The organism is Pseudomonas sp. GW823-FHT02C02 (assembly GCF_058797635.1).
Genome location: NZ_JBXAJV010000022.1, coordinates 36,175 through 58,478 on the forward strand (window position 1 = coordinate 36,175; position 22,304 = coordinate 58,478).

Genomic DNA, 22,304 nt, shown 5'->3' on the forward strand with positions numbered 1-22,304 from the left:
GCTCAGTCGGCATTCACGGATTACCGTGGCACTGCCATGCTGAGCAGCGGTAAAAAAAGCGTTATATGAAATTCAAGGGGTACGAGTGAGCTGGGTGACATCACCGAAAATTCGCTCAATGCGCACCCAGGCGTCTGTCGCCTCTGCAATGGCCTGGATGTATTGGGTGCGGGCGCTGATCAAGGTGCGCTGCGCATCGAGTACGTCCAGGAAGTTGAACTTGCCCATTTCGAACCCTCGGGTTGCGGTGTCGACGGCACTTTGCGCGGCAGGCAGGATGGTTTGATTGAACGACGTGACTTCAGTGTTCGCGGTCATCCACTGATCCAGAGCGGTCTGGATTTCTGTGCGCAGGCGTAACTCACTGGCATTGCGAAGGTCGCGGGCCTGATCAGTTCGGCGGGCGGCTGCCAGTACATTGCCCTCGTTACGGTTGAACAACGGAAGGGGCATCGACAGCCCCACGACATTCACCCGCTCGCGTTCCCGTTCATCGTATTGGCTGCCCACACTCACGGTGAGGTCCGGAATACGCTGAGCTTTCTCCAGGCCAAGGGAGGCTTCACGCTGATCGATTTTCAGCTTTGCCAACCGTAGTTCTGCGGTTTCACCGATGCGATTAAGCAGCAGTGAAGGTTCCGGAACCGTTGGCATCGACCGGCCTGAATCACCCACAGACGAGAATGCAGGCAACGGTGCCCCCATGACCTGAGCGAGTTGCTGATAGGCACGGGCCTCATCCCGCTCGGCTCGCCTCAATTCCAGGCGCACCTCAGACAGCTGGACCTCTGCTCGCGTACCTTCCACGGGAGATGACTTACCACTATCGATACGCCCCCGAGCAACACGCAATCCTCGCTCGGCGAGCTCAAGGGACTGACGTGCCAACAGCAACCTTTGCTGCGCCGTCGATGAGCTGTAAAACGCCTGGATGACATCGGCACGCAAAACATTACGTTTGCGCTCCAGTTCAATTCCAGCCGCATCCTGGGCTCGGGTGGCAACGTCGATCCTGGCCCCACGCTTGCCACCGAGTTCAATCGGCTGGTTGATCATAACCGTCGTAGTCCGCGAGTTTCGTCGAGTATCTTCAGCCTCCCAGGACAGCTCGGGGTTAGGAATCAAGCCCGCTTGTTGTCGATCTCCTTGAGCGATACCAATTTCCCACTGTGCTGCCGCCAAGTCGGGATTGTTCGTAAAAGCCGTTTCCAGCGCTTGATCTATGGTTAGCGTCCGCGAAGACGAAACTGCGGCAAAACAGGTGCCTGCCAGTGAGAACACACCACTTAAGCCTACTACCAATAAGGCCTTTTTTATGCTCAAGGGTGCAGTTAACTTTCTATGCCGACGCAATTTCATAATTCCTTTAACGCTAATATTCTCTATGCATAAATATAGAGTTTCCACTTATCAGCAAGGTGACTGAAAAATTACAAATACGTTATCTGACGATCCGTATGTGTTTTTATGCACTAGGATAGGGAAATCAATAATAAACGCATATGGCTGGCAATATGACGAAACAAATATCTGCTGAAAAGACTTGTTAAAAGTCTACAATTATGGCAGGCCATCAGCCCATGGATAAGCTTAGTTACATTTCATGTGACATCTCGTCGCGATAAGTTGCCTGGACGGCTAAAAAACGAGGCCTTGGCTTGACCCTATAGCAGCTACAGGCTTTAAGGTGATGATCCTTACCGAGCGGCTGGACATTGAGGCCACGAACAACTGAAGAGGTTCAAAGTCGGATCATTTCGGTCAGAAACCTAAAAAATACTAACTTTTCTGAATTAACTAATTATTTTCCCTATTAAAAATGGTGACATATCATGCGAATCCTTGTAATTGAGGACGAGCCTAAAACTGCCGAATACTTGCATCAAGGGCTGACTGAAAGTGGCTATGTTGTAGACCGTGCAGTAACTGGCGCAGATGGACTTCATCTGGCACGTCAACATGCCTATGACTTGGTACTACTTGACGTTAATCTTCCAGAACTTGATGGTTGGGGTGTCCTTGAACGTCTGCGCCAAAGCAGTAATGCCCGGGTCATGATGTTGACGGCCCGAGGGCGCCTGGCGGACAAGATCCGCGGACTGGATTTAGGCGCCGATGACTATCTGGTCAAACCGTTTGAGTTTCCTGAGCTATTGGCACGGGTACGAACCCTGATGCGGCGCAGCGATCACATTCCTGTCCCGCAGGTACTCAAGGTAGCCGATCTGGAGCTCGACCAAGCACGCCACCGTGCTTTTCGTGGTGATCAGCGCATAGATCTGACGACCAAGGAGTTTGCGCTTCTGCACCTGCTGATGCGTCAGACTGGCGAAGTACTTTCCCGCACCCAAATCATTTCATTGGTCTGGGACATGAACTTCGACTGCGACACTAACGTTGTCGAGGTCTCAATTCGTAGATTGAGAGCCAAAATCGACGACCCCTTCGATACCAAATTGATCCATACGCTACGCGGTGTTGGCTACGTACTGGAGGCGCGTAAATGAAGCCGGTCAGCCTGTCAATGCGACTAGGTTTGACGGTGAGTATTCTGGGGGCGTTGCAGGTAGTGTTTTTGGCTGTCCTGGCTTTTTTCGCGTTAACGCATGAGTTGGACAAGCTGGCGAAAAACAGCCTGGACAAGAAAATGCAGCAGGTTGAACACCACCTCTCACTATACGAGGACACGGCCCACGTAAACTCGAAACCGCACTCGTTGCTGGACCAAGTCATGGGGCATGACAATCTGAACCTGGCCATCTATGACCTGACAAACCTCAGGACGCCCTTACTGAAATTCGGGTCTGGCTTGTCGGATCTGCGGATTGAGTTGAAGGCGGCGAGTGCTACCGTCGACAAAATTTCATATTCCACCAATTCCGATGGTGAGGGTCGGAACTTTCTTACCGCGTCCAAGCTCATTCAGTTAAAGAACGGTGTCGGCGTTCCCGTATTGCTGTCGATGGATTCTGCAAACGATGAAACGCTGCTCAGTGCGTATCTTCGGTCGACGATTATTGCACTGCCGCTTTTACTGATACTTATCGGTATAAGTGCCTGGGCCGTGGTGCAGCGAGGACTTTCTCCACTGAGAGAGTTCCGGAAGGTCGCCGCCATGATCTCGGCTCAAGACCTCAGCCATCGCCTCTCTGTGGTCAAAATGCCTCAGGAGCTCAGTGAGCTGGCCCATAGCATCAATTTCATGCTGCACCGACTCGACAATGGTATTCAACAGCTGTCTCAGTTCTCCGATGACTTGGCCCACGAACTGCGATCCCCCATCTCCAATTTGATGGGCAAGGCCCAGGTGACACTGTCTAGGGAGCGATCGGCCGAAGAGTACAAAGCGGTGCTGGAGTCATTCACCGAAGAGTTGGGCCGTGTCACTCGAATTGTCTCGGATATGCTCTTCCTTGCTCAGGTCAGTCACCCCGCGGCGCTCGCCCCGTTCGAGACAATTACTTTAGAAGATGAAGCAGTGAAGGTCGTCGATCTGTTTTCACTGTCTGCGGAAGAGAAACGGATCAGCCTGAGCGTCACCGGAAACGGCAAGGCCATTGGCGACAGGTTGATGATTCAGCGAGCAATATCAAATCTGTTGTCCAACGCGATACGCCACTGCCCGGCAGGACAATCTATTTCAATTGTTATCGAAAGCCATGCCGAACAGGTCTCGCTACTGGTAGGCAACCCAGGCGCAGGGATCGAACCTCAGCATCTGGCGCACGTGTTCGACCGCTTTTATCGAGTCGACACCAGTCGCTCGCGTGCGGAAGGTGGTACCGGTCTTGGCTTGGCGATTGTTCGATCGATCATGAGCCTTCATCAGGGAACTGCGGAGGTTCAGAGCATGCCTGGCAGCATCACCGTTTTCAGGTTGAGTTTTCCAAACCTCGATGGACAGACCACCTGGCAGCAGGCAAAAAAGACTCAGGGGTAAATTTCTACATCATGCTTGCATAAACCGCAGTCAATATTCCCCTGTACTGCTGGAAATGCTCCGGTGGTTCAGGGGCATATTGTCCGCTGAGATTTCAGCACACTGCGACCCCTGCCCTGCCCTGACATGGGATGTTCGCGAGGTACCTTTCTAGTGTTGCATGCCTTCGTTTTCTTCGAGCCTGGCATGAAATTGCGAGTTCTCTAATTGAAGAGTCGTTTGGCTAATATGGAATGCCTCGCTCATCAGTCGTGTCACCTCAGCCAAAATATCCTGCTCGTTGCGGGAGGAACGTTGGACGACAAGGTGTGCACTCATGATATTTTTGCCGCTGGTCAAAGCCCAGATATGCAGATCATGGATATCTTCAACGCCTTCAACCGCCCTGATTCTCGCCTCAACTTCAGCGATATCGATACCCTCTGGAACCCCTTGCAACAGGATATTTATGCTTTCTTTGAGCAGAACCCAAGTTCTGGGGAGAACCCACAGCCCAATAGCCGCGGCAACGATCGAGTCAACCCAAGTCCATCCGGTAAAACGAATGATCAATGCCGCCCCTATTACACCTATGGAGCCCAACATGTCGCTCCAAACCTCCAGGTACGCGCCTTTGACGTTGAGGCTTTCGGCACTGGCAGACATGAGCAAGCGCATTGAAGCAAGGTTCACAAGTAGCCCTATCACAGCGACGATCAGCATGCCTGTCGATTGGATTTCTGTCGGAGTTTTAAACCGTTGATAGGCCTCGTACAGAATGTAGACCGCCACCATGAACAACAAAATCGCGTTGAAAGCAGCCGCAAGGATTTCAAATCGTGCATAGCCAAACGTCCGTTTTTTATCCACAGCGCGTTTGGCGATCTGAATAGCAACCAATGAAATAGCCAGGGCAGTGGAATCGGTCAGCATGTGAGCGGCGTCGGATAACAACGCCAAGCTGCCGGTAATGAAAGCCCCAATGACCTCTGCGATCATAAAGCTTGTCGTTAACGCCAGAGCGATCCACAATTTTTTCTCGTGTCCTGCACGTGCTTGACCGTGACTATGACCAGCGCTCATAAGTCTCTCCATGTGTGTGAGCGGATGCGAAACAACTCAGAAGTCGCCCGGGGGGGGAGCACTCTTCGCTAAGAAGAGATTCCAGTTCTTGAGAAAGAGGCATCACCTGAAAAGCACTGACTCGGGCTCGACCAGTATTTCCTGAAGGCACCCATACTTGAGAAAATAGCAGTGCTGCGAGGAAACGTGGTATTTGTCCCAAAACCTCCCGAGGATCTTGTGCCCTGATGCCCAAGTACAACATCAAGACATGGGACTTTGCATGTAGCAAGGTGCGGCGTTGCGTAAGGATGTGGGTGCGCTCGAGCCAATGATAAGCGCGCCCGTAATCTCGGGACCGAATCGCTACACGAGCTTCGTCGAAGCCCTCAAGAATTGCACTATGCAACATCTCTTTCATGCTCAGCCCCCGGACTATTTTTTCAGCAAGCGCAGCCCATTCAGCACTACCAACAGGCTGACACCAACGTCTGCAAACACTGCCATCCACATGGTGGCCAAGCCCATCAAGGTGAACACCAGAAACACTGCCTTGATTCCGAGCGCGAACCCAATGTTTTGTTTAAGAACCGATGCGGTCTGTCGTGACAGACGAACAAAGGCCGGGATCTTTCGCAGGTCATCATCCATCAGCGCGACGTCTGCCGCTTCAATGGCTGTTCCTGTACCCGCAGCGGCCATTGCGAAACCGATCTGCGATTTGGCCAAGGCCGGTGCATCGTTGATACCGTCACCGACCATGCCGACCACGTGGTTACGGTTCTGCAACTCACCAATGGCAGCCAGCTTGTCGGCGGGCAGCAAGTTTCCTCGCGGCTCATCAATTCCGACCCGTTGAGCAATGGCCTGCGCCGTGTGGGCGTTGTCCCCCGTGAGCATCATGGTTTTGATGCCCAGCTCGTGCAGTTCTTTGATCGCGGTCTGGCTGGAATCCCTCACTGTATCGGCCACGGCAAACAGCGCAAAGACCTGAGTGGCGCTGGTCAACACCACCACGGTTTTGCCCTGACGCTCCAGCTGATTCAGTGAAGCCTCCAGCAGCGGCGTAGCGAGCCCCAGTTCATTGATCAGTCGATGGTTTCCAAGGTGATAGAGCTGCCCTTCAATCATGCCCTTCACCCCACGGCCGGGAAGTGCCTCAAAATTATCTACTTGCTTGAGCGTTGATGCGTGCAGGGCCTCGTGCTTGGCTATTGCCTGCGAAACCGGATGATCCGAGCGCGCACCGAGACTGGCGGCAATGATTTGTGGCGCGACGTATGAAGTCTCGGAGAGCGGGAGGTAATTGGTTTGCACTGGTTTGCCGTGGGTGATCGTCCCGGTTTTATCGAGCGCGACGAAGCTCAGCTTCGCGCCAATTTCCAGGTAGACGCCACCCTTGACCAAAATCCCCTTGCGAGCCGCTGCCGCCAGACCGCTGACGATCGACACCAGCGTGGAAATGACCAGCGCACAAGGGCAGGCAACCACCAGAAGTACCAGGGCGCGATAGATCCAGTCAGTCCACACTCGTCTGGAACTGAAGGGAGTGGGGTACGGGCCCGACGGGTGCTAGGTGCGGGAAACCATTCATCGTTGAACGCCGCAAAAAGCTTCAACCTGGTACAAACTCATTTAACGCCATATGCCGCAACGGTCAGGAACGATGCCCGCAAACCGAGCGAGTTCTCGCACTGGATTCCATGACTTGAAGGAATGCTAGGAGAGCATTTTCACCTTCCAGTTCTGCCGAAAGGAAATGCCGCTATGAACACTGTAAATTCAAAAAAAACGCAAAACTCCCCATGGCCTGAATCCATTAACCTCAGCAATCAGCTCTTCGTTGAAGCCGATCAGCTCAGCGAAGCGGCCTATGCGCTCTTGAGTAACCAACCAGTTTCGACTCAAACCCTTCATGAGTTCTCGGAGCTCAAAAGGCGTGCGGACAACAAGTACATCGAAGCCCGCCAGAACTGGCTTGACACCAAAGACAAGACCAACCGATAAACGTGTTCAGTTGGCAAAGCCGGTGAAGGAGCCTCGCTGCAGGTCACGCTCTTGAAATCGGTTTTTTTGTGTACTCCGAGGCTGTCCGATAAGCACCGCCGAGAGCAGGATCAGGCGCATAAACAAGAACGGGTCAATACAAAGGGTGCAGCAATGAATGATTCGAGGATTTCCGATCAAGCCACGGCATGTCTGAACCTGGCACTTGAACGTAACAACCAGCTGTTCAGCGAAGCACATAGCTTGAGCTGCACCGCCCTTGACCTTCTCGACCGGCCCTACATGGATGCGGAAGTTTTCATGCAGTACCAAGAGTGTAGACGGCATGCCGATCTTAAATATCATGACGCCATCGAGCACTTGCGATCGCTCATGACCGAGTATGACTATCCTCCCTCCTCGACAGAGATCCGCTAACCACGCAGCAACCGTTAAATTCGTCTGAGTGGAAACGGAAAAATTCAGTACCAGGCCTCTGAGTCGAGCAGTTCGCCAAAGACCTTCACAACCCTGGTGCTCAACCTTCATCTACGCTCTGATAATTTATCGGAGTAGAGAGCGACGATGGCTCAATTTGAGACTACCGGCACCCCTTGGATCGAGGCAGCATCCGCTGACGCCAAGACTGACCGTGACGGTGCCTTCAGCGCTTTCGTCGTGTTCGACTCCAGCTTGCTGAACCGCACGCCGAATTTTCTCTGCAACCAGAAACGCCCTAAACATAGCCCGTGCCAGGCAACACTACGCCCTGCCATAACGCGCAGCGAGGTCACCAGGTCGTTTGCCAAGAGTGCGCTCACTCAAGCGTGTCAGGGGCTGGGTGATAATCCTTTCGCTCAGCAGTTTGAACGGAGCAATCCGCCGAAATTGGGCGGCATGGATCGCTGACAGTCCAGCCTCACAGGCATAGCTCACGGCTCGTCGGAATAGTTCGTTTGCGCTTGCATGTGGGAGATCGCCTGCTTAACTCTGAACCTCAGGTCGATTAGTGACTACACGGTCACCACGAGCATCAGAGAGTCCTCGCGCTTCTGTGCTGCCTGGTTGAATCGGGGGGAATCCTCTGCTTTGGCGCAGGAGTATCACTCGATAGATCTCGGTAACTATTTGAAACCAAACAAGTTATTTATTTGTCTGGTGCTCAACTGTTGGGGCCGGGCGTTCTGCAATCTACTGTATGGCCCTGCGACCAGCCACTCACGCTGTTCTCTGAGCCAGACTTGTGCCAGAAGGATAACGACATGAAGCCAGAAACTGCCATCGTCGAGATTTTCAACAAGTACAAGGTTTATACCGAACGCTATCTCAACAACGCCGCTGACAAGACCATCATTCTGGTCAATGGCTCGCTGGCAACCACCGCATCCTTCGCCCAAACGGTGCGTTACCTGCAGCCGCGGTTCAATGTGGTTCTCTACGATCAACCCTACGCCGGCCAGTCGCGACCGCACAACCGCTACGGTCCGCCGATCTGCAAGGAGGACGAGGCAGAGATACTGCTGGAGTTGGTCGAACACTTCCGCGCCGACCATGTGCTGTCCTTCTCCTGGGGCGGGGCGGCCACCCTGCTGGCACTCGCTCAGCGGCCGCGACGGATCGAGAAGGCAGTGATCAGTTCATTCGCAGCGCGGATCAATAAGCCGATGCGCGACTACCTGGAGAGCGGCCTGAGCCTTCTCCAGGCCTGCGACCGCTTCAACGTTGGCCGCTTGGTCAACAACACCATCGGCAAGCACCTGCCGTCGCTGTTCAAACGCTTCAACTACCGCCATATCAGCAGCCTGGCCGAGCACGAATACCGGCAGATGCATTTCCACATCAATGAGGTGCTGACCCAAGACACCCAGTGCTACGTCGACTGCGCCGATGCCATCGAGGTTCCGCTACTGTTCGTCAACGGCGAATGGGACGAGTACACCTCGGCGCAAGACGCCCGCCTTTTTGCCGGCCATGTCCGTCAGTGCCAGTTCAGCACAATCAAGAACACCGGACACTTCCTCGATATGGAACACAAGGCGGCCTGGCACGACACCCAGCACGCCTTACTCGGCTTTCTGCTGCCGGCCTCCAGCCTGGTCATGCCGAAGAGCACGCCGCCGCTGGGCAGCCGGCACCGCTACGCAGCCAGTGACCGTATCTTTAGTCACCGTGCGGCGCATAGCCACTTGCCCCGCTAGAGGGACGTGGCTCTGGTTGATGCTTCGCGCGGCAGTTTGGCGTGCCTTGGTACAAGTCTTTTCTGTTTGGCTCTATGACGATATGACGATATGACGATATGACGATGGAGTTTGGTTCATGCGAAAGAAACCAGCGGCGGGCGCCTTGCCCGTACCCGCGTCCTTTGTGAAGGTAGAACGAAGCGCAATACTCGGCCTGCGTGGCCGTAATCTGTTGCCCACGCTGCGTACCCTGGCGCTGCAGGGCATCAAGCAGCCGATCCACAGCGCCCGCCATGCTCTGGCCCTCGGCGGCCAACTGGGCCGCGTGCTGCTCGGCGATACGTCGCAGCAACCCCCCGTCCAGGATGCGCGCTTCCAGGACCCCTCCTGGCGCCTCAACCCCTTCTACCGCCGCAGCCTGCAGGCCTATCTGGCCTGGCAGAAGCAACTGAACGCCTGGGTCGACGAGAGCAACCTGGCGGCCGACGACCAAGCCCGCGCGCGCTTCATCTTGGCCCAGCTCGGCGATGCGCTCTCGCCGTCCAACAGCCCGCTCAACCCCCTGGCGGTCAAGGAGCTGTTCAACACCGGCGGCGCCAGCCTGCTCAAGGGGATTGGTCATCTGCTCGACGACCTGCGGCACAATGGCGGCATGCCCAGCCAGGTCAGCAAGCAGGCCTTCGAAGTCGGTCGGAATATCGCCACCACCCCCGGCGCCGTGGTGTTCCGCAACGAGCTGCTGGAGCTGATCCAGTACCAGCCGATGAACGAAAAACAGTATGCCCGCCCGCTGCTGATCGTGCCGCCGCAGATCAACAAGTACTACATCTTCGACCTCAGCGCGGAGAAGAGCTTCGTCCAGTACGCGCTGAAGAACGGCTTACAGGTGTTCATCGTCAGCTGGCGCAACCCGAACGCTAGTCATCGCGAGTGGGGTCTATCGAGTTATGTACAGGCCATCGAAGAAGCCCTCGATGTGACCCGCGCCATCAGCGGTAGCAAAGAGGCCCACCTGATGGGCGCCTGCGCCGGCGGCCTGAGCATCGCCGCCCTGCAAGGCTACCTGCAAGCCAAGCGACAGCTGCGCAAAGTCGCCAGCGCAACCTATCTGGTCAGCCTGCTGGACAGTCAGATCGACAGCTCAGCCATGTTGTTTGTCAATGAGCAAACCCTGGAAGCCGCCAGGTGCCGCTCCTATCAGCAAGGCGTGCTGGATGGCCGCGACTTGGCCAAGGTCTTCGCCTGGATGCGCCCGAATGACCTGATCTGGAACTATTGGATCAATAACTACCTGCTCGGCAAGCAACCCCCGGCCTTCGACATCCTCTACTGGAACAACGACAACACTCGCCTACCGGCCGCCCTGCATGGCGATCTGCTGGACTTTTTCAAATACAACCCGCTCATGCACCCTGGCGGCTTGGAGGTGTGCGGCATGCCGATCGACCTGCAGAAAGTCACGGTCGACAGCTTCAGCATCGCCGGGATCAACGACCACATCACGCCCTGGGACGCGGTCTATCGCTCGACCCTGCTGCTCGGTGGCGAACGGCGCTTCGTGCTATCCAACAGCGGGCATATCCAGAGCATCCTCAACCCGCCAGGTAATCCCAAGGCTAGCTACCTGGAGAACGACAAGCTACCGTCCGACCCGCGTGCCTGGTATTTCGACACGCAGAAGCACGATGGCAGCTGGTGGCCAGAGTGGTTGGGCTGGATTCAGGCGCGTTCTGGTGAGCAACGCGAAACTCAGCTGGCGCTGGGCAACCAGAACCACCCGCCGATGGAGGCCGCACCTGGCACCTACGTGCATGTGCGTTAAACCCGGACTTGAACATTGAGAAGACTGGCCGGGGATTTCCCGGCCAGTTACCGTTGTCTTCCGGTGGATAGGGGATTTACACCAGTAGTGTCCTGGATGAGCGAAGGATGCTTTTCCCCGGTAGCCCAAGGCTCCGTGGGAAACCACGCAGTTCGAGTGCAACGAGTGCGGTGCCTTCAAAGGCATCGTCCGCCACCTTTGAGCTGCAGTTCTGCAGAGCTTTTTTCGTGTCTTGTGGCCACTGCTCAATCAGCGGACAAGCCGCAGCAAGCTTGATGAGAAATAGTAGTCATCACTACTATGGCTGGCAGCAACGATCTTGGGCCTCTTCAACTGGCCCTCCCACATAGTCACCTACCGGTCCTCAACAGTCACGTATCGAGGTTCTGCGCTAGAAAGCCCACTAGCTCGAGCGGGTTTCGGCTATTAATCACCGTGTACATGAGATCACGTTTGCCGCGCGGCAACTTCTTTACACAGATCTTCGCAGAGGCCCTGACAGCCTCATCCGTCCCATGAATGCGCGCCGCCAAGAACAACACGAGAGTAGCGTCAGTGAGTGTCATAGTAGTACCCATGAGTTTTTCCAGAGTATACCGACTGATTCGAAGCCTGCTCTCACCCGCCCCTGCATAGTTAATCGACGCGCAGCAGTAGAGCGGTTTCGCCGTGCACACCAAAGGACATGAATCAGCGAGAATAAGATTGGAATGAACCTTCAACGACAAAACGCTCACCAGTTTCCTGTTTCCCCGCAGACACTCAGTTGTGCTTGAAAGCCAGCCATGCGCCTGCTACGCGGCCAATCAGACCATGACGATGAGCACCGCAGCTACCTTGTTTAAGCGAGCAACCGGAGGTGAGAGTGTATTGACCAGAAATAATGCGTACCACCCGCCAAGCACTCAATCTGACGGCACAGGGAGGAGTGACATTTCATGAAGCCACCCTGCGAATTCGGGATCAGAACCGTCATCTTGGGCGGCCTGTCTCTCGCCGAGCTGTCGGCAGTACATTAGATCAGATGGACGCAAACCACTTGTACGTGGCACTCACCCGCGGGGCCAGACAGCTGATTGTCTGCTCTCAAACGCCAGTGCTGAATCCAGCCTAGCGAGCTATGAGCTTACCTAAAGCATCCCTCGACAAGCGCGTAGCAATACGCGCATCAGCGTAGGCTTAGTAAAAATTCCAGATTTGCACCCAACCGGCGACCGCCTCTCATCAAGACATAGACAGTGTTTTGAGTTTCGAATAGGCATCCGTGAGTGAACGAAACTCCGTAGGAGCTTTTAACCCAGTCTCCTGGAAGAAAATGCCCACGACTGTCTTCAATGACACAAAGCGCATAAACGATGCTGGCCGCGTGGCCCAGCGTCGCAAGCATTTTGGCCTGCTCGTCGGAAACGGACACATCGATCACGGTCCAGTCAGCTACCAGGCAATACGCTCTGCCCGGAAAATTCGCCTTAACAAACGCCACCGCCTCGGCATCACTCAAAACACTGCCGATCAAGCTGTTTCCTTTGCCCGCCAACAAATCAATCAAGCCTGACATTTCCATACACCGGGTCTGTCTCAGAGGAAACACACCTTCACTCTTACAGTTAATCCGCGTCGAGAATGGCCTATTAGCCCCTAGTATCGATCTCTATCAGCCGTGTTTTGACGCAATGCCGATAGAGTTCGATCCCCGATTGATTGTAAGGGTCGTCCCCTGCCCTACCAGAAAACCAGACCGCTGGATGATGTTGCGCAGGCAATCAGGGGTCGTGCAGTGACGGCACAGGCAGTGGCGGACACAATCACTTCATAGCCTGCTTCCTTCCGCGGGTATGGACTCGACAACAAGGCGTCGGCGGCGCATCAAGCGGTAAGCTGCCGGGATGACAAACAGGGACAGTAAGGGCGCGGTGACCATGCCACCGACCATGGGCGCAGCGATGCGGCTCATCACTTCGCTACCAGAACCGCTGCCCAATAGGATCGGTAACAGGCCAGCAATGATGACCGCCACCGTCATGGCCTTGGGTCGAACCCGCTGCACGGCTCCTTCGCTAATTGCTGCGATTAGCCCACGTTCGGTACTGTCGCCGGCCTCTACACGTTCGGCCCAGGCGTTTTTCAAGTAGAGCAGCATGATCACGCCGAATTCGGCAGACACACCCGCCAGAGCGATAAAACCGACGCCAGTAGCCACCGACAGGTTAAATCCCAGCAGGTAGAGGAACCACGCCCCACCTGTAAGGGCGAATGGCAAGGTGGCCATGATCAGCAACGCCTCGTCGAATCGGGAAAACGTCAGGTACAGCAGCACGAAAATGATTAACAGCGTGGCTGGCACCACTAGCTTGAGCCGTGCGTTGGCTCGTTCAAGAAACTCAAACTGCCCTGAGTAACTCAGGCTCATGCCTGGCTGCAGCTTGACCTGCTCACCCACAACCCGACGTAGATCAGCAACCACTGAGGCAATGTCCCGGCCACGCACGTCGATGTACACCCAGCCGGAAGGTCGGGCATTTTCACTCTTGAGCATCGGCGGGCCTTCACTGACCTTGATCTTCGCCACCGTGCCCAAGGTGATCTGGCTCCCCAGCGGGGTGTACATCGGCAGTTGCTCCAGGGCGCCAAGCGAATCACGCCACTCTCGGGGATAACGCACATTGATCGGGAAGCGGGCGAGCCCTTCAATGGTCTCGCCAACGTTTTCACCACCAATAGCACCGGCGACGATCGACTGCACATCAGCGATATTCAACCCGTAGCGGGCAGCGGCTTTGCGATCGATATCCACATCGATGTAACGGCCTCCGGTCAATCGTTCAGCCAAGGCCGAACTGACCCCCGGCACGTCCTTGGCCGCGCGCTGAACCGCCTGAGTCGCTGCATCGATCTCCGTCAAGTTGGTGCCGGCAATTTTCACTCCGATCGGACTCTTGATCCCGGTGGCGAGCATGTCGATGCGGTTGCGGATCGGTGGTATCCAAATATTAGTCAGCCCAGGGACGCGCACCACTCGATCCAGCTCTTCCACCAATTTCTCCTGGGTCATACCAGGACGCCACTGCTCGCGTGGTTTGAACTGGATAGTGGTCTCGAACATCTCCAGCGGCGCGGGGTCGGTCGCGGTTTCGGCACGACCCGCTTTACCAAAAACGTGTTCGACTTCGGGTACCGTCTTGATCAAGCGGTCGGTCTGTTGCAGCAGCTGCGCCGCTTTCTGCGCGGACAATCCCGGCAGAGCCGAAGGCATATAGAGCAAATCGCCCTCGTCCAGCGCAGGGAGGAATTCGCCACCCAAACGGGAGATCGGCCACAACGCGCTGAGGAAGACCAATAACGCGATCAACAGGGTGACTTTTGGCCGATGTAACACCGCATCCAGGGCCGGTTGATAGATCCTGATCAACCAGCGGTTTAGAGGATTCCGTTCCTCTTTGGGGATCCGTCCACGAATCCAGTAGCCCATCAGCACCGGCACCAGGGTTACCGATAGTCCTGCCGCCGCAGCCATGGCATAGGTCTTGGTGAAGGCCAATGGACCAAATAGACGACCCTCTTGGGCCTCCAGGGTGAACACTGGAATGAACGACAGGGTGATGATCAGCAGGCAGAAGAACAGCGCCGGTCCCACCTCCGCCGCCGCTTCGGTTATCACATGCCAGTGACGTTCGCCCTTCAACTCTTCCCCTGGATGGGCCACATGCCAGGCCTCAATCTTCTTGTGGGCGTTCTCGATCATTACCACCGCGGCATCGACCATGGCGCCGATGGCGATGGCGATCCCGCCCAAGGACATGATGTTGGCGTTGATCCCTTGGTAACGCATAACGATGAAGGCAATCAGCACCCCTACCGGTAAGGAGATGATTGCCACCAGGGATGAACGCAAATGCCAGAGGAATACTGCACAGACCAACGCGACGACGATGAACTCCTCGAGTAGCTTGTAGCTGAGGTTTTCGACGGCGCGATCGATCAGTTTGCTGCGGTCATAGGTGGTGACGATTTCCACCCCAGCCGGCAAACTGCTTTTCAGGTCGTCCAGTTTGGCCTTGACCGCCGCAATGGTCTCACGAGCGTTCTTGCCGCTACGCAGAATAACCACGCCGCCGACAGTCTCACCCTCGCCGTCGAGCTCGGTGATACCACGACGCATCTCCGGGCCCAACTGGATCGTTGCCACGTCGCCGAGGGTCACCGGCACCCCACCGGCACCGAGCTTGAGCGGAATCGAACGAAAGTCATTCAGTGTCTTCAGATAACCGGAAGCGCGCACCATAAACTCGGTCTCCGCCATCTCCAGCAACGCACCACCGGTTTCCTGATTGGCCTTGCCGATAGCCTCGGTCACCGCTGCTTGAGTGATGCCCAGGTTGGCCAGTTTCAGTGGATCGAGCTGCACCTGGTACTGCTTGACCATGCCGCCCACGGTGGCCACTTCCGCAACGTTCGGCAGGGTCTTGAGTTCGAACTTGAGGAACCAGTCCTGCAAGGCGCGCAGTTGCGCCAGGTCGTGTCCCCCTGTGCGATCCACCAGTGCGTACTGATAGATCCAGCCCACGCCTGTGGCGTCTGGCCCCAACGACGGTTTGGCGGAAGCCGGCAGACGACTTTGGACCTGACTCAAGTATTCCAGCACCCGCGAGCGGGCCCAGTACAAGTCCGTACCGTCTTCGAACAATACGTACACGAAGCTGTCGCCAAAAAAAGAATAGCCGCGTACGGTCTTGGCCCCCGGCACCGAGAGCATGGTGGTAGCCAACGGATAGGTCACCTGGTTCTCAACGATTTGCGGCGCTTGTCCCGGATAAGGGGTGCGGATAATCACCTGAACATCGGAAAGGTCTGGCAATGCGTCGATGGGAGTGCTCTGAACCGACCAAACGCCCCAGACCGTGACGAAGATCGTGGCCAGCAGTACCAGAAAACGGTTGGCGACTGACCAGCGGATAAGGGCGGCGATCATGGCTGGCCCCCTAGTTTTTCCAGGCGTTCAACGCGCAATCCATCATCGGTTTGGCTCACCGCAACCCGAACCTTGTCGCCCGCCTTGAGTCCTTGCTTGAGAGCAGGGTCAGCCAATGGGAAGGTCATAGTCATACCAGGCATGCCCAGCGTCTTGAACGGACCAAGGGCGATTGTTACGTCTTGGTTGTTGATCTCGACGATCTGCCCATCCGCCTCATGAAAGCTGGAGGCTGCTGCGCTGGGTGGTGACATTTCCAGCGCGCTCGCAACAATGCCCTTGAGACTGGCCTCAGAGTCGAGCAGGAACTGTCCAGAGCTGACTACCTGCTGACCTTCTTCCAACCCCTTCAACACCACCGTCTTGCCTTCGTTTTCCTGCCCGAGTTGCACCTCTACGGGTCGGTAGCGACCAGCGTCTTCGGCGAGCATCACCAGGACCCGTCGGCCGGTGCGAATGATTGCCTCGCTCGGCACCCACAGAACGCTTTGTTCGGTCGAACGATTCAGGTGCACCTGGGCTGTCATACCCGGCCTGAGTCGCCCATCAGGGTTGGGGAGTTCGACCCGAACACGCACAGTTCGGCTGTCGGGATTGGTTTCGGGCAGAATCGAGCTGACCGTGCCCTTGAGCACTGTTCCTGGAAAGGCTGGCAGACGTGCTTCGACCGCTTGCCCCATGTTGATCGATCCAGTCTCCGACTCTGGAACGGCCACTGCCAGCCAGACGCTGCTCAAGCCATTGACTCGAGCCAGAGTCTCGCCGGCCGCAACGGTCATACCCGAACGTACATTCAACTCTTGCAGCACACCGCTTATGGGGCTGGTGAGCGTCAGGACCGGCTGGGTCTTGCCGCTTCGCTCCACTTGAGCAATCAGCGTCGCTGGCATCCCGGTCAAGCGCAAGCGTTGGCGTGCTGCCGCCAGCAAGTCCGCATCGCCACTGCGTTTGAGTGCGAGAAACTCTTCCTGAGCAGCGGCCCACTCCGGGACCAGGATATCGGCCAAAGCCGCATGGGCTTTGAGCACATCGCCTGGAGCACGGGCATACACCCGCTCCACAAAGCCAGCAGTACGCGATTGAATCACCGCGACATCCCGCTCGTTGAATGCCAGCACACCGACCACGTCCAGGCTGGAAGCAAGCACGCCGCGAGTGACGGTGGCCAGTCGCAAGCCGAGATTCTGGGTCAGGCTTGGGTCGATACTGATGGCCGCACTGTCCGCCGCAGCATCAGCGTATCGGGGCACCAACTCCATATCCATGAAGGGCGATTTGCCTGGTTTATCGAACTTCTGCTGCGGGGACATCGGGTCGTACCAATACAGTACTTTGCGTTCGTCTTGCGTTTTAGGGGCCTGTTCGGCGGTGGTCTCAGGCATTGCACTCATGCGCTGCTGAGCGAGCCAGTAACCGCCGGCAGCGCCCAGGGCAATCGAGAGGCCTGCCAGCACAGCCCCTTTCCAGATTCGAGCGCTCATTGATTGGTGTCCCCATAAGCAAAATACAAGCGAGCACTGGTGAGGGCTCGCTGTTCTTCGAAGTCGATCTGTTTGAGGCGGGTCTCGATGAGTTCACGTCGGGCAGCGATGACAGCGGCTAAGTCGCTTTTACCGGCGCGGTAGCTGGCCATGGTCAGCCCAACCTTTTCCTTGGCTAGGGGTAACAGGCTGTCCTGGCTGCGGCGCACAGCACGGTTCAGACGCTCGTATTCGGCCAAATCGTCCTCCAGTTGCTGGGTATGTTCACGTGAAAGCGCTTCGCGCTCGGCCTCCAACTGATTCAGTTCGGCGTGTTTGGCGGCGATCTTCGGGTTTTGTCGGGAGTCGGGGAACAGTGGCAGGTCGAACGTGAACTGCACGCTGACCATGTCGCCGAACTGACGGTCGCGGCGCTGGTAATCAAGTTCCCAACTCCAGTCGGACTGCTTTTCCGACTCTGCTTCACGGACCTTGGCCTGCGCTTCGCGAGTCATTGGGACGAACGCCGCCAGTGCGGGGTGATGCTGCAGCTTATGCGGATAACCCGAGGCGTCGATGGGCCACTCGGGCAACCTACCGACGGGCTGGTCATTTGCGGCCGGACCTATCCAACGTCGGAGAGCCGCTCTGGCCTGTGCCCGCAGGCGGATCAGGTCGTCTTGTTGCTCCGCCAACTGAGCCGCCTCCTGTTTCGGCGTTACTGCATCGGCAGGCTGAGCACGACCACCGGCGATCTGCGCCCGGACGGTATCAGCCAACAGACGGTTCTCACGGTAAAAATCCTGAAACAGCGCCTCTTTACGCTCGACGGAGTAGCTGCTGATCCAGGCCAATGCTGTGGCCTGACGAACGTTCAGCCGCTCGACACGGCCTTCGGCCGCGGCTCGATCTACGGCCGCCTCGGCAACTTCGATGCGCGCCCGACGCTTGTCACGGTTGGGCACCTCCTGCATGACGCCGACCATCTGCATGGTCATGAAGTCCTGCTCGAGGCGCCAGCGGTCAGGGCCGCCGATGGGGTAGTTTTGTACGCCCAGCAGGAGCTTCGGGTCGGGTAGTTCGCCGGCTGGAATGGCGGCGCTGCTGGCGGCTTGCAGTTTGGCCGCTTGGGCGGTCAGCGATGGTGCATTGTTTTCAGCCAAGCGTAAGGCTTCGTCGAGTGTCAGGGGCGCAGCAAGGCTTGGCAATGCCAGCACGCTTGCCGCCAGGGCCGCCACGAGGGGCCAACCGGTGCAGTAGCACTTGGAATTCATGTTCACGATTCCTGTGATGATCCACTGCGCGCCTCTTCAAACATGCGCGCAGATATGCCATCTCGCGTCAGAGCGGGATGAGACTCAGTGTGGTGCGGTATCAAGCGCGAGGCGGTCGCCACACCCCGGACGGGGCCTGAGTAGGCAGGAAGTCGCTGAAGATTGTCAGCATCTGCGGACTGGACAAACGGGTGGCAGGTTTCCCAAACGACACTTGTAGCAGACTGGCGCTCCTGCATTCCTGGCCAGGTTTGCAGGGTTTGCCGTGATCGGCGGAGCTGCTCAGGTCAAGGCAGCAGTCCTGGTTCATATCATCCATCATGGTCATGCCCGTCGTTTGCATCGGGCAAGGTTCTGTCGGTGACTGAATGCCCGCCATCCCGCTCAGGGGAAGCGCCAGACTGATCAGGAAAATGAGGCAACACCGCAGATAGCGTTTCATGCGAGGGAGTCTAGTCGCTGGTGACGGGCTATACCATTACGAATCTGTCAGGAAGAGCCTGCCAGACAGCATTTGCAGATCAACATGAATTCCCTCTCTTAGAAACAAGGACTCGCTAAACAACGACGCCCAATTCCCTGAGCATGGAAGTAGTTACAGCTCACAGCATGCCGCTCGAATCATGTTAGATCGGTTTTGCCTTTAGTGTGGCCTCGGTAGCTGCCGTAGCTACAAAGTGAGGGAGCCCACTAGCCTTTGTTTACCCGGCCATGCTCAAAGGGTTCGATGAGCTGTCCAAGGTAGTTTTGGGGGTAATCCTTTTCATGCAATCCGACTTCGGCTTGGCCCAGATCCCCCACACTGTCGTAGAACGTGCCAAACAGTCGGTCCCACACCATCAGAAACTCACCATAGTTGACCTGGGCGTCTTCAAAGTCACGCTTGTGATGCCAGCGATGAATTTCGGCAACCCCAATGATGTGGCGCAACCATCCCAGCCGGTAGTCCAGGTTCGAATGCTGGAAGGCCAAGTGCACTGTTAGAATTCCAAACCAGATGGCCACAACTGCGGAGGGTGCGCCTGATGCGAACAGGATCACCAGCCCCGGACTCGCCATAAGCACCGCGTGCAACGGATGTCGTCGCTCCCCGTTCATCCAATACAACCGCTCGGCGCTGTGATGAGGCATGTGAAAACGCCACAGCCAATGCACTCGGTGACTGATCCGGTGCATGGCATACAGGCTCAGATCGAGCACAGCGATGACCAGTAGCAACTGTAACCACAGCGGGCTCTCGATCGGAAAGAGACGAACCGAAGCTGGCACCGCATCTCCAAGCTTGACCAGGATTCCAGCTGTGAATTGAATGACGGAAAGGTTCACCAGCATGTGCAGCAGGTCTGTCGCGGTGTCTTGATGATCCTCAAGCCAGGCTTCGCGGAAAGGTTGGATGCGCTCCAAACCAGCAATGATCAAAAGTCCCACTGCAGCGACAAGGGGAATCGTGGGCCAATACGGTACGCCGGTATACAGCGCCCAGATCATGAAGGCAGCAGAGCCGCCAAACACGAGTGGATAGCTCACCCACCGTAAGGCGAATCGGAGAAAGGAAGGCATTGCTCAGCTCCTGGATATGGAACCATCACAATATGTGAAGAGGTGAGCTTTCGACTTGAACGAAAGAGCTAAACCTCCTGGAGATGAACTTCAGCCAAGGCGGATGACGGATCGATACCCAGTAGCGCCCGGAATGTCCGGGAGAAATGAGCAGAGTCTGAAAAGCCCGCCTCATGAGCCGCGTCGGTCAGCCGTGCACCTTTGGCCAAATGCTGCAGGGCTTGCGTGAGACGTAACCATCTCGCGTAACTGCGAAGCGGCAGCCCCGTCTGCTCCACGAACCAATGAGAAAACCGTGTGGGGGATAGATGCACCACCGCGGCCAATTCTCTGCGTCCCATTTGGCCTCTGCGCAGCCCCTCAATTACCTTGATCAAGCGAGGATCTGGGGGCGGGAGATCGGGGAGTCGCAGCGCCTGGCGCACCCCAGTCCTAACCTGGAGATCAGTGTGTCCTGTCGTGTGCAGCGCGTCGATAATCGGCGCTACGTCCGCTGGAGTGATCCCAATCACCCTCGCTTCTTCGGCACCATGCAAAGCACGAGCTTCCTCGGACAGCGCATCCACATAGATCGACAGGACGTGAGCGCCGCCCAGCCGGTGTTTCAAGCCGGCCGGAATGAAAATGGCGCCCCCTGCTTGAATACCCATTGGGGTTTGAACCGATACAGTTGAGTCGAGGCCAACTGAGATCTGATGCGCTTGATGAAGGTGCCATTCCTGGTGACCGACGCGGCCATGAAAGACGCCGATACCGGGACCTACCCATGCATGACCTGCCCAGCGCACGGTATCTGCTGTAACCCAGCTTTTCATTCTCTAGCTCGGCCTACTTCCGCTTATGTTCGTGCCGACTGCACACGTACAGTCATTCGGCATCTGACGGCGGCATCGTATTGATGCTGGGCCATGATGGGCTATTCGTACCGACATTTGAGCGTTTTGCCGATGCCGGATCGATCGGTTTACTATCGTTCGGGTTATGAACGTTTGTGATTAGTTTGCCGGGTACTCGGCAATCACTTGGTCGGTACCTGCTTTGCTCAGGCCGATGACCTGATAAGCATCCTGCTTCCCATCGACCTCCATACCAGGTGAGCCTGCCGGCATGCCCGGCACAGCAATCCCGATAAGGTCATCGCGTTTGCTCAAAGCAACTATTTGCTCGGCAGGTACATGGCCTTCAACAAATTTTCCGTTGATCACTGCGGTGTGGCATGACGAGAGACGCGGAACAACACCCAGGTCCTGCTTGATCGCGCTCATGTTGGTTTCTACATGGTCAACGACGGTGAAGCCGTTAGCTTCAAGGTGCTGCATCCACTTCTTGCAACATCCACAGTTAGCGTCACGATGGACATCGATCGTCAGCGACTCTGCTGCATGACCAGCGGAACTGATCAACAGAGCCGCGAATGCAGCGAGGCGAAGTGCCCGGCAGGGACGAAGAAAGTTATTTCGCATGGGTATGATCCTTCCCATCAGCATGGGTATGAGTTGTTTGGTTGAGCGGCTGCTGGAGCGTCATGTGAAGCCTCGGCACCCTGAGGATGGGCGTGTTCGTTACTTTCATCCTGAGTAGGTGCTGCGGCGTCCTCATGAGCATGGGCGCTGTTTTTCTCGCGTTGATGGTTGCCTACTTCAGCTACCTCTCTAGCTTCATCCGCATCATGATGTCCAGCGGCGGCCCCTTTTTGACCCTCATGCAGACCTTCATGGTTATGCATTTTGCTCTCGCCGCCACCGTGTTGATGACCACCACTGTTCGCGGCTAGAGCTTTGTATTGCTCTGCATCTAAGGTGGGAAGCTGCTTAAGAAAAGCGACCATTCCCCAGATGTAGGGATCAGCCATGCTTTTACTCCAAGCGGGCATGCCTGTGGATTTGATTCCATGCTTGATGATCCAGAAAGCTGCAGCAGGGTTTCCATCAACGCCCAGTTTTGAAAGATTTGGAGGTGCAGGGTAACCGTCTCGAATCCCCTGAGCCTTGCCCGCCGCCGCAAATGACGAAACTCATACGGCAGACGAGCCCAGAAATTGCCACACTTTAACTATCAAGGGGATTACATTT

At 56.2% G+C, this 22,304-nt stretch carries 18 protein-coding genes and 3 pseudogenes; 5 read left to right on the top strand and 16 right to left on the bottom strand.

Features of this window, described 5'->3' with window-relative positions; all coding sequences use genetic code 11:
- Positions 1-72: 72 nt before the first annotated feature.
- Positions 73-1,359 carry a TolC family protein gene (locus AC1ROI_RS29380; RefSeq protein WP_256580135.1) on the bottom strand — a complete coding sequence of 429 codons (1,287 nt, stop codon included), beginning with the start codon at positions 1,357-1,359 and terminating at the stop codon, positions 73-75.
- A gap of 473 nt (positions 1,360-1,832) precedes the next feature.
- Between AC1ROI_RS29380 and AC1ROI_RS29385 the strand changes: the two genes are divergently transcribed.
- Both AC1ROI_RS29385 and AC1ROI_RS29390 read left to right on the top strand, forming a co-directional pair.
- Positions 1,833-2,507: a heavy metal response regulator transcription factor gene (locus tag AC1ROI_RS29385; RefSeq protein ID WP_102599684.1), complete on the top strand. Its 675-nt coding sequence runs from the start codon at positions 1,833-1,835 to the stop codon at positions 2,505-2,507.
- On the top strand, positions 2,504-3,940 hold the full coding sequence (locus AC1ROI_RS29390) for a heavy metal sensor histidine kinase (RefSeq protein ID WP_102599683.1): 1,437 nt from the start codon (positions 2,504-2,506) through the stop codon (positions 3,938-3,940). Before AC1ROI_RS29385 ends, AC1ROI_RS29390 begins: the two co-directional genes overlap by 4 nt.
- Before the next feature lie 150 nt (positions 3,941-4,090).
- Here the strand turns inward: AC1ROI_RS29390 and AC1ROI_RS29395 are convergent, their stop codons facing one another.
- The 3 genes and pseudogenes from AC1ROI_RS29395 to AC1ROI_RS29405 form a co-directional block, all read right to left on the bottom strand.
- Positions 4,091-5,002: a cation diffusion facilitator family transporter gene (locus AC1ROI_RS29395; protein WP_102599682.1), complete on the bottom strand. Its 912-nt coding sequence runs from the start codon at positions 5,000-5,002 to the stop codon at positions 4,091-4,093.
- Entirely contained in the window at positions 4,986-5,402 is a 417-nt protein-coding gene (locus tag AC1ROI_RS29400; protein ID WP_173678018.1) for a DUF3703 domain-containing protein, read from the bottom strand. The genes AC1ROI_RS29395 and AC1ROI_RS29400 overlap by 17 nt, the downstream gene beginning before the upstream one ends.
- Positions 5,403-5,416: 14 nt before the next feature.
- Positions 5,417-6,508 (bottom strand): annotated as a pseudogene (locus AC1ROI_RS29405) (heavy metal translocating P-type ATPase); the annotation flags it as partial.
- 240 nt (positions 6,509-6,748) lie between these two features.
- Between AC1ROI_RS29405 and AC1ROI_RS29410 the strand changes: the two are divergent.
- Positions 6,749-6,988, top strand: a complete 240-nt coding sequence (locus tag AC1ROI_RS29410) for a hypothetical protein (RefSeq protein WP_102599680.1) — start codon at positions 6,749-6,751, stop codon at positions 6,986-6,988.
- 6 nt (positions 6,989-6,994) lie between these two features.
- Here the strand turns inward: AC1ROI_RS29410 and AC1ROI_RS29415 are convergent, their stop codons facing one another.
- Positions 6,995-7,333 carry a hypothetical protein gene (locus AC1ROI_RS29415; RefSeq protein WP_158244045.1) on the bottom strand — a complete coding sequence of 113 codons (339 nt, stop codon included), beginning with the start codon at positions 7,331-7,333 and terminating at the stop codon, positions 6,995-6,997.
- A gap of 270 nt (positions 7,334-7,603) precedes the next feature.
- Positions 7,604-7,771, bottom strand: a pseudogene (locus AC1ROI_RS29420) (GGDEF domain-containing protein); the annotation flags it as partial.
- Positions 7,772-8,229: 458 nt separating this feature from the next.
- Between AC1ROI_RS29420 and AC1ROI_RS29425 the strand changes: the two are divergent.
- Together AC1ROI_RS29425 and phaC are read left to right on the top strand one after the other, a co-directional pair.
- Entirely contained in the window at positions 8,230-9,165 is a 936-nt protein-coding gene (locus tag AC1ROI_RS29425) for an alpha/beta fold hydrolase (RefSeq protein WP_102599679.1), read from the top strand.
- 118 nt (positions 9,166-9,283) lie between these two features.
- Positions 9,284-10,969: a class II poly(R)-hydroxyalkanoic acid synthase gene (gene phaC / locus AC1ROI_RS29430; RefSeq protein ID WP_102599678.1), complete on the top strand. Its 1,686-nt coding sequence runs from the start codon at positions 9,284-9,286 to the stop codon at positions 10,967-10,969.
- 371 nt (positions 10,970-11,340) lie between these two features.
- On the opposite strand, the gene AC1ROI_RS29435 is transcribed toward phaC, so the two are convergent.
- From AC1ROI_RS29435 to AC1ROI_RS29480, 10 genes and pseudogenes are all read right to left on the bottom strand, one after another.
- Complete coding sequence (locus tag AC1ROI_RS29435; protein WP_442964081.1) at positions 11,341-11,535, bottom strand: DUF7740 domain-containing protein; 195 nt, start codon at positions 11,533-11,535, stop codon at positions 11,341-11,343.
- 602 nt (positions 11,536-12,137) lie between these two features.
- Positions 12,138-12,527, bottom strand: coding sequence for a DUF6957 family protein (locus AC1ROI_RS29440; protein WP_102599676.1), 390 nt, complete (start codon positions 12,525-12,527; stop codon positions 12,138-12,140).
- A 252-nt stretch (positions 12,528-12,779) separates the two neighbouring features.
- Positions 12,780-15,938 (bottom strand): efflux RND transporter permease subunit, encoded by a 3,159-nt coding sequence (locus tag AC1ROI_RS29445; protein WP_102599675.1) that lies wholly within the window; start codon positions 15,936-15,938, stop codon positions 12,780-12,782.
- Complete coding sequence (locus AC1ROI_RS29450) at positions 15,935-17,419, bottom strand: efflux RND transporter periplasmic adaptor subunit (RefSeq protein WP_102599674.1); 1,485 nt, start codon at positions 17,417-17,419, stop codon at positions 15,935-15,937. Before AC1ROI_RS29450 ends, AC1ROI_RS29445 begins: the two co-directional genes overlap by 4 nt.
- The gene (locus AC1ROI_RS29455) at positions 17,416-18,672 is read right to left on the bottom strand and encodes a TolC family protein (RefSeq protein ID WP_077747119.1); all 1,257 of its coding nucleotides are present in this window, start codon (positions 18,670-18,672) and stop codon (positions 17,416-17,418) included. Before AC1ROI_RS29455 ends, AC1ROI_RS29450 begins: the two co-directional genes overlap by 4 nt.
- A 100-nt stretch (positions 18,673-18,772) precedes the next feature.
- Complete coding sequence (locus AC1ROI_RS29460; protein ID WP_102599673.1) at positions 18,773-19,114, bottom strand: hypothetical protein; 342 nt, start codon at positions 19,112-19,114, stop codon at positions 18,773-18,775.
- A 248-nt stretch (positions 19,115-19,362) separates the two neighbouring features.
- Positions 19,363-20,232 (bottom strand): sterol desaturase family protein, encoded by an 870-nt coding sequence (locus AC1ROI_RS29465; protein ID WP_102599672.1) that lies wholly within the window; start codon positions 20,230-20,232, stop codon positions 19,363-19,365.
- Positions 20,233-20,300: 68 nt separating this feature from the next.
- A complete protein-coding gene (locus AC1ROI_RS29470) occupies positions 20,301-21,047 on the bottom strand; it encodes a helix-turn-helix transcriptional regulator (protein ID WP_256580134.1) in 747 nt (248 codons plus the stop codon).
- Between the two features lie 180 nt (positions 21,048-21,227).
- Positions 21,228-21,695, bottom strand: coding sequence for a DUF411 domain-containing protein (locus AC1ROI_RS29475; RefSeq protein ID WP_102599670.1), 468 nt, complete (start codon positions 21,693-21,695; stop codon positions 21,228-21,230).
- A gap of 17 nt (positions 21,696-21,712) precedes the next feature.
- Positions 21,713-22,198, bottom strand: a pseudogene (locus AC1ROI_RS29480) (c-type cytochrome); the annotation flags it as partial.
- Between the last annotated feature and the right edge of the window lie 106 nt (positions 22,199-22,304).

What these genes read in the sequence shown, in the direction of transcription:
- AC1ROI_RS29380 (WP_256580135.1), bottom strand. Translation starts at nt 1,359, where the DNA reads ATGAAATTGCGTCGGCATAGAAAGTTAACTGCACCCTTGAGCATAAAA.
- AC1ROI_RS29385 (WP_102599684.1), top strand. Translation starts at nt 1,833, where the DNA reads ATGCGAATCCTTGTAATTGAGGACGAGCCTAAAACTGCCGAATACTTG.
- AC1ROI_RS29390 (WP_102599683.1), top strand. Translation starts at nt 2,504, where the DNA reads ATGAAGCCGGTCAGCCTGTCAATGCGACTAGGTTTGACGGTGAGTATT.
- AC1ROI_RS29395 (WP_102599682.1), bottom strand. Translation starts at nt 5,002, where the DNA reads ATGAGCGCTGGTCATAGTCACGGTCAAGCACGTGCAGGACACGAGAAA.
- AC1ROI_RS29400 (WP_173678018.1), bottom strand. Translation starts at nt 5,402, where the DNA reads ATGAAAGAGATGTTGCATAGTGCAATTCTTGAGGGCTTCGACGAAGCT.
- AC1ROI_RS29410 (WP_102599680.1), top strand. Translation starts at nt 6,749, where the DNA reads ATGAACACTGTAAATTCAAAAAAAACGCAAAACTCCCCATGGCCTGAA.
- AC1ROI_RS29415 (WP_158244045.1), bottom strand. Translation starts at nt 7,333, where the DNA reads ATGATATTTAAGATCGGCATGCCGTCTACACTCTTGGTACTGCATGAA.
- AC1ROI_RS29425 (WP_102599679.1), top strand. Translation starts at nt 8,230, where the DNA reads ATGAAGCCAGAAACTGCCATCGTCGAGATTTTCAACAAGTACAAGGTT.
- phaC (WP_102599678.1), top strand. Translation starts at nt 9,284, where the DNA reads ATGCGAAAGAAACCAGCGGCGGGCGCCTTGCCCGTACCCGCGTCCTTT.
- AC1ROI_RS29435 (WP_442964081.1), bottom strand. Translation starts at nt 11,535, where the DNA reads ATGACACTCACTGACGCTACTCTCGTGTTGTTCTTGGCGGCGCGCATT.
- AC1ROI_RS29440 (WP_102599676.1), bottom strand. Translation starts at nt 12,527, where the DNA reads ATGTCAGGCTTGATTGATTTGTTGGCGGGCAAAGGAAACAGCTTGATC.
- AC1ROI_RS29445 (WP_102599675.1), bottom strand. Translation starts at nt 15,938, where the DNA reads ATGATCGCCGCCCTTATCCGCTGGTCAGTCGCCAACCGTTTTCTGGTA.
- AC1ROI_RS29450 (WP_102599674.1), bottom strand. Translation starts at nt 17,419, where the DNA reads ATGAGCGCTCGAATCTGGAAAGGGGCTGTGCTGGCAGGCCTCTCGATT.
- AC1ROI_RS29455 (WP_077747119.1), bottom strand. Translation starts at nt 18,672, where the DNA reads ATGAATTCCAAGTGCTACTGCACCGGTTGGCCCCTCGTGGCGGCCCTG.
- AC1ROI_RS29460 (WP_102599673.1), bottom strand. Translation starts at nt 19,114, where the DNA reads ATGAAACGCTATCTGCGGTGTTGCCTCATTTTCCTGATCAGTCTGGCG.
- AC1ROI_RS29465 (WP_102599672.1), bottom strand. Translation starts at nt 20,232, where the DNA reads ATGCCTTCCTTTCTCCGATTCGCCTTACGGTGGGTGAGCTATCCACTC.
- AC1ROI_RS29470 (WP_256580134.1), bottom strand. Translation starts at nt 21,047, where the DNA reads ATGAAAAGCTGGGTTACAGCAGATACCGTGCGCTGGGCAGGTCATGCA.
- AC1ROI_RS29475 (WP_102599670.1), bottom strand. Translation starts at nt 21,695, where the DNA reads ATGCGAAATAACTTTCTTCGTCCCTGCCGGGCACTTCGCCTCGCTGCA.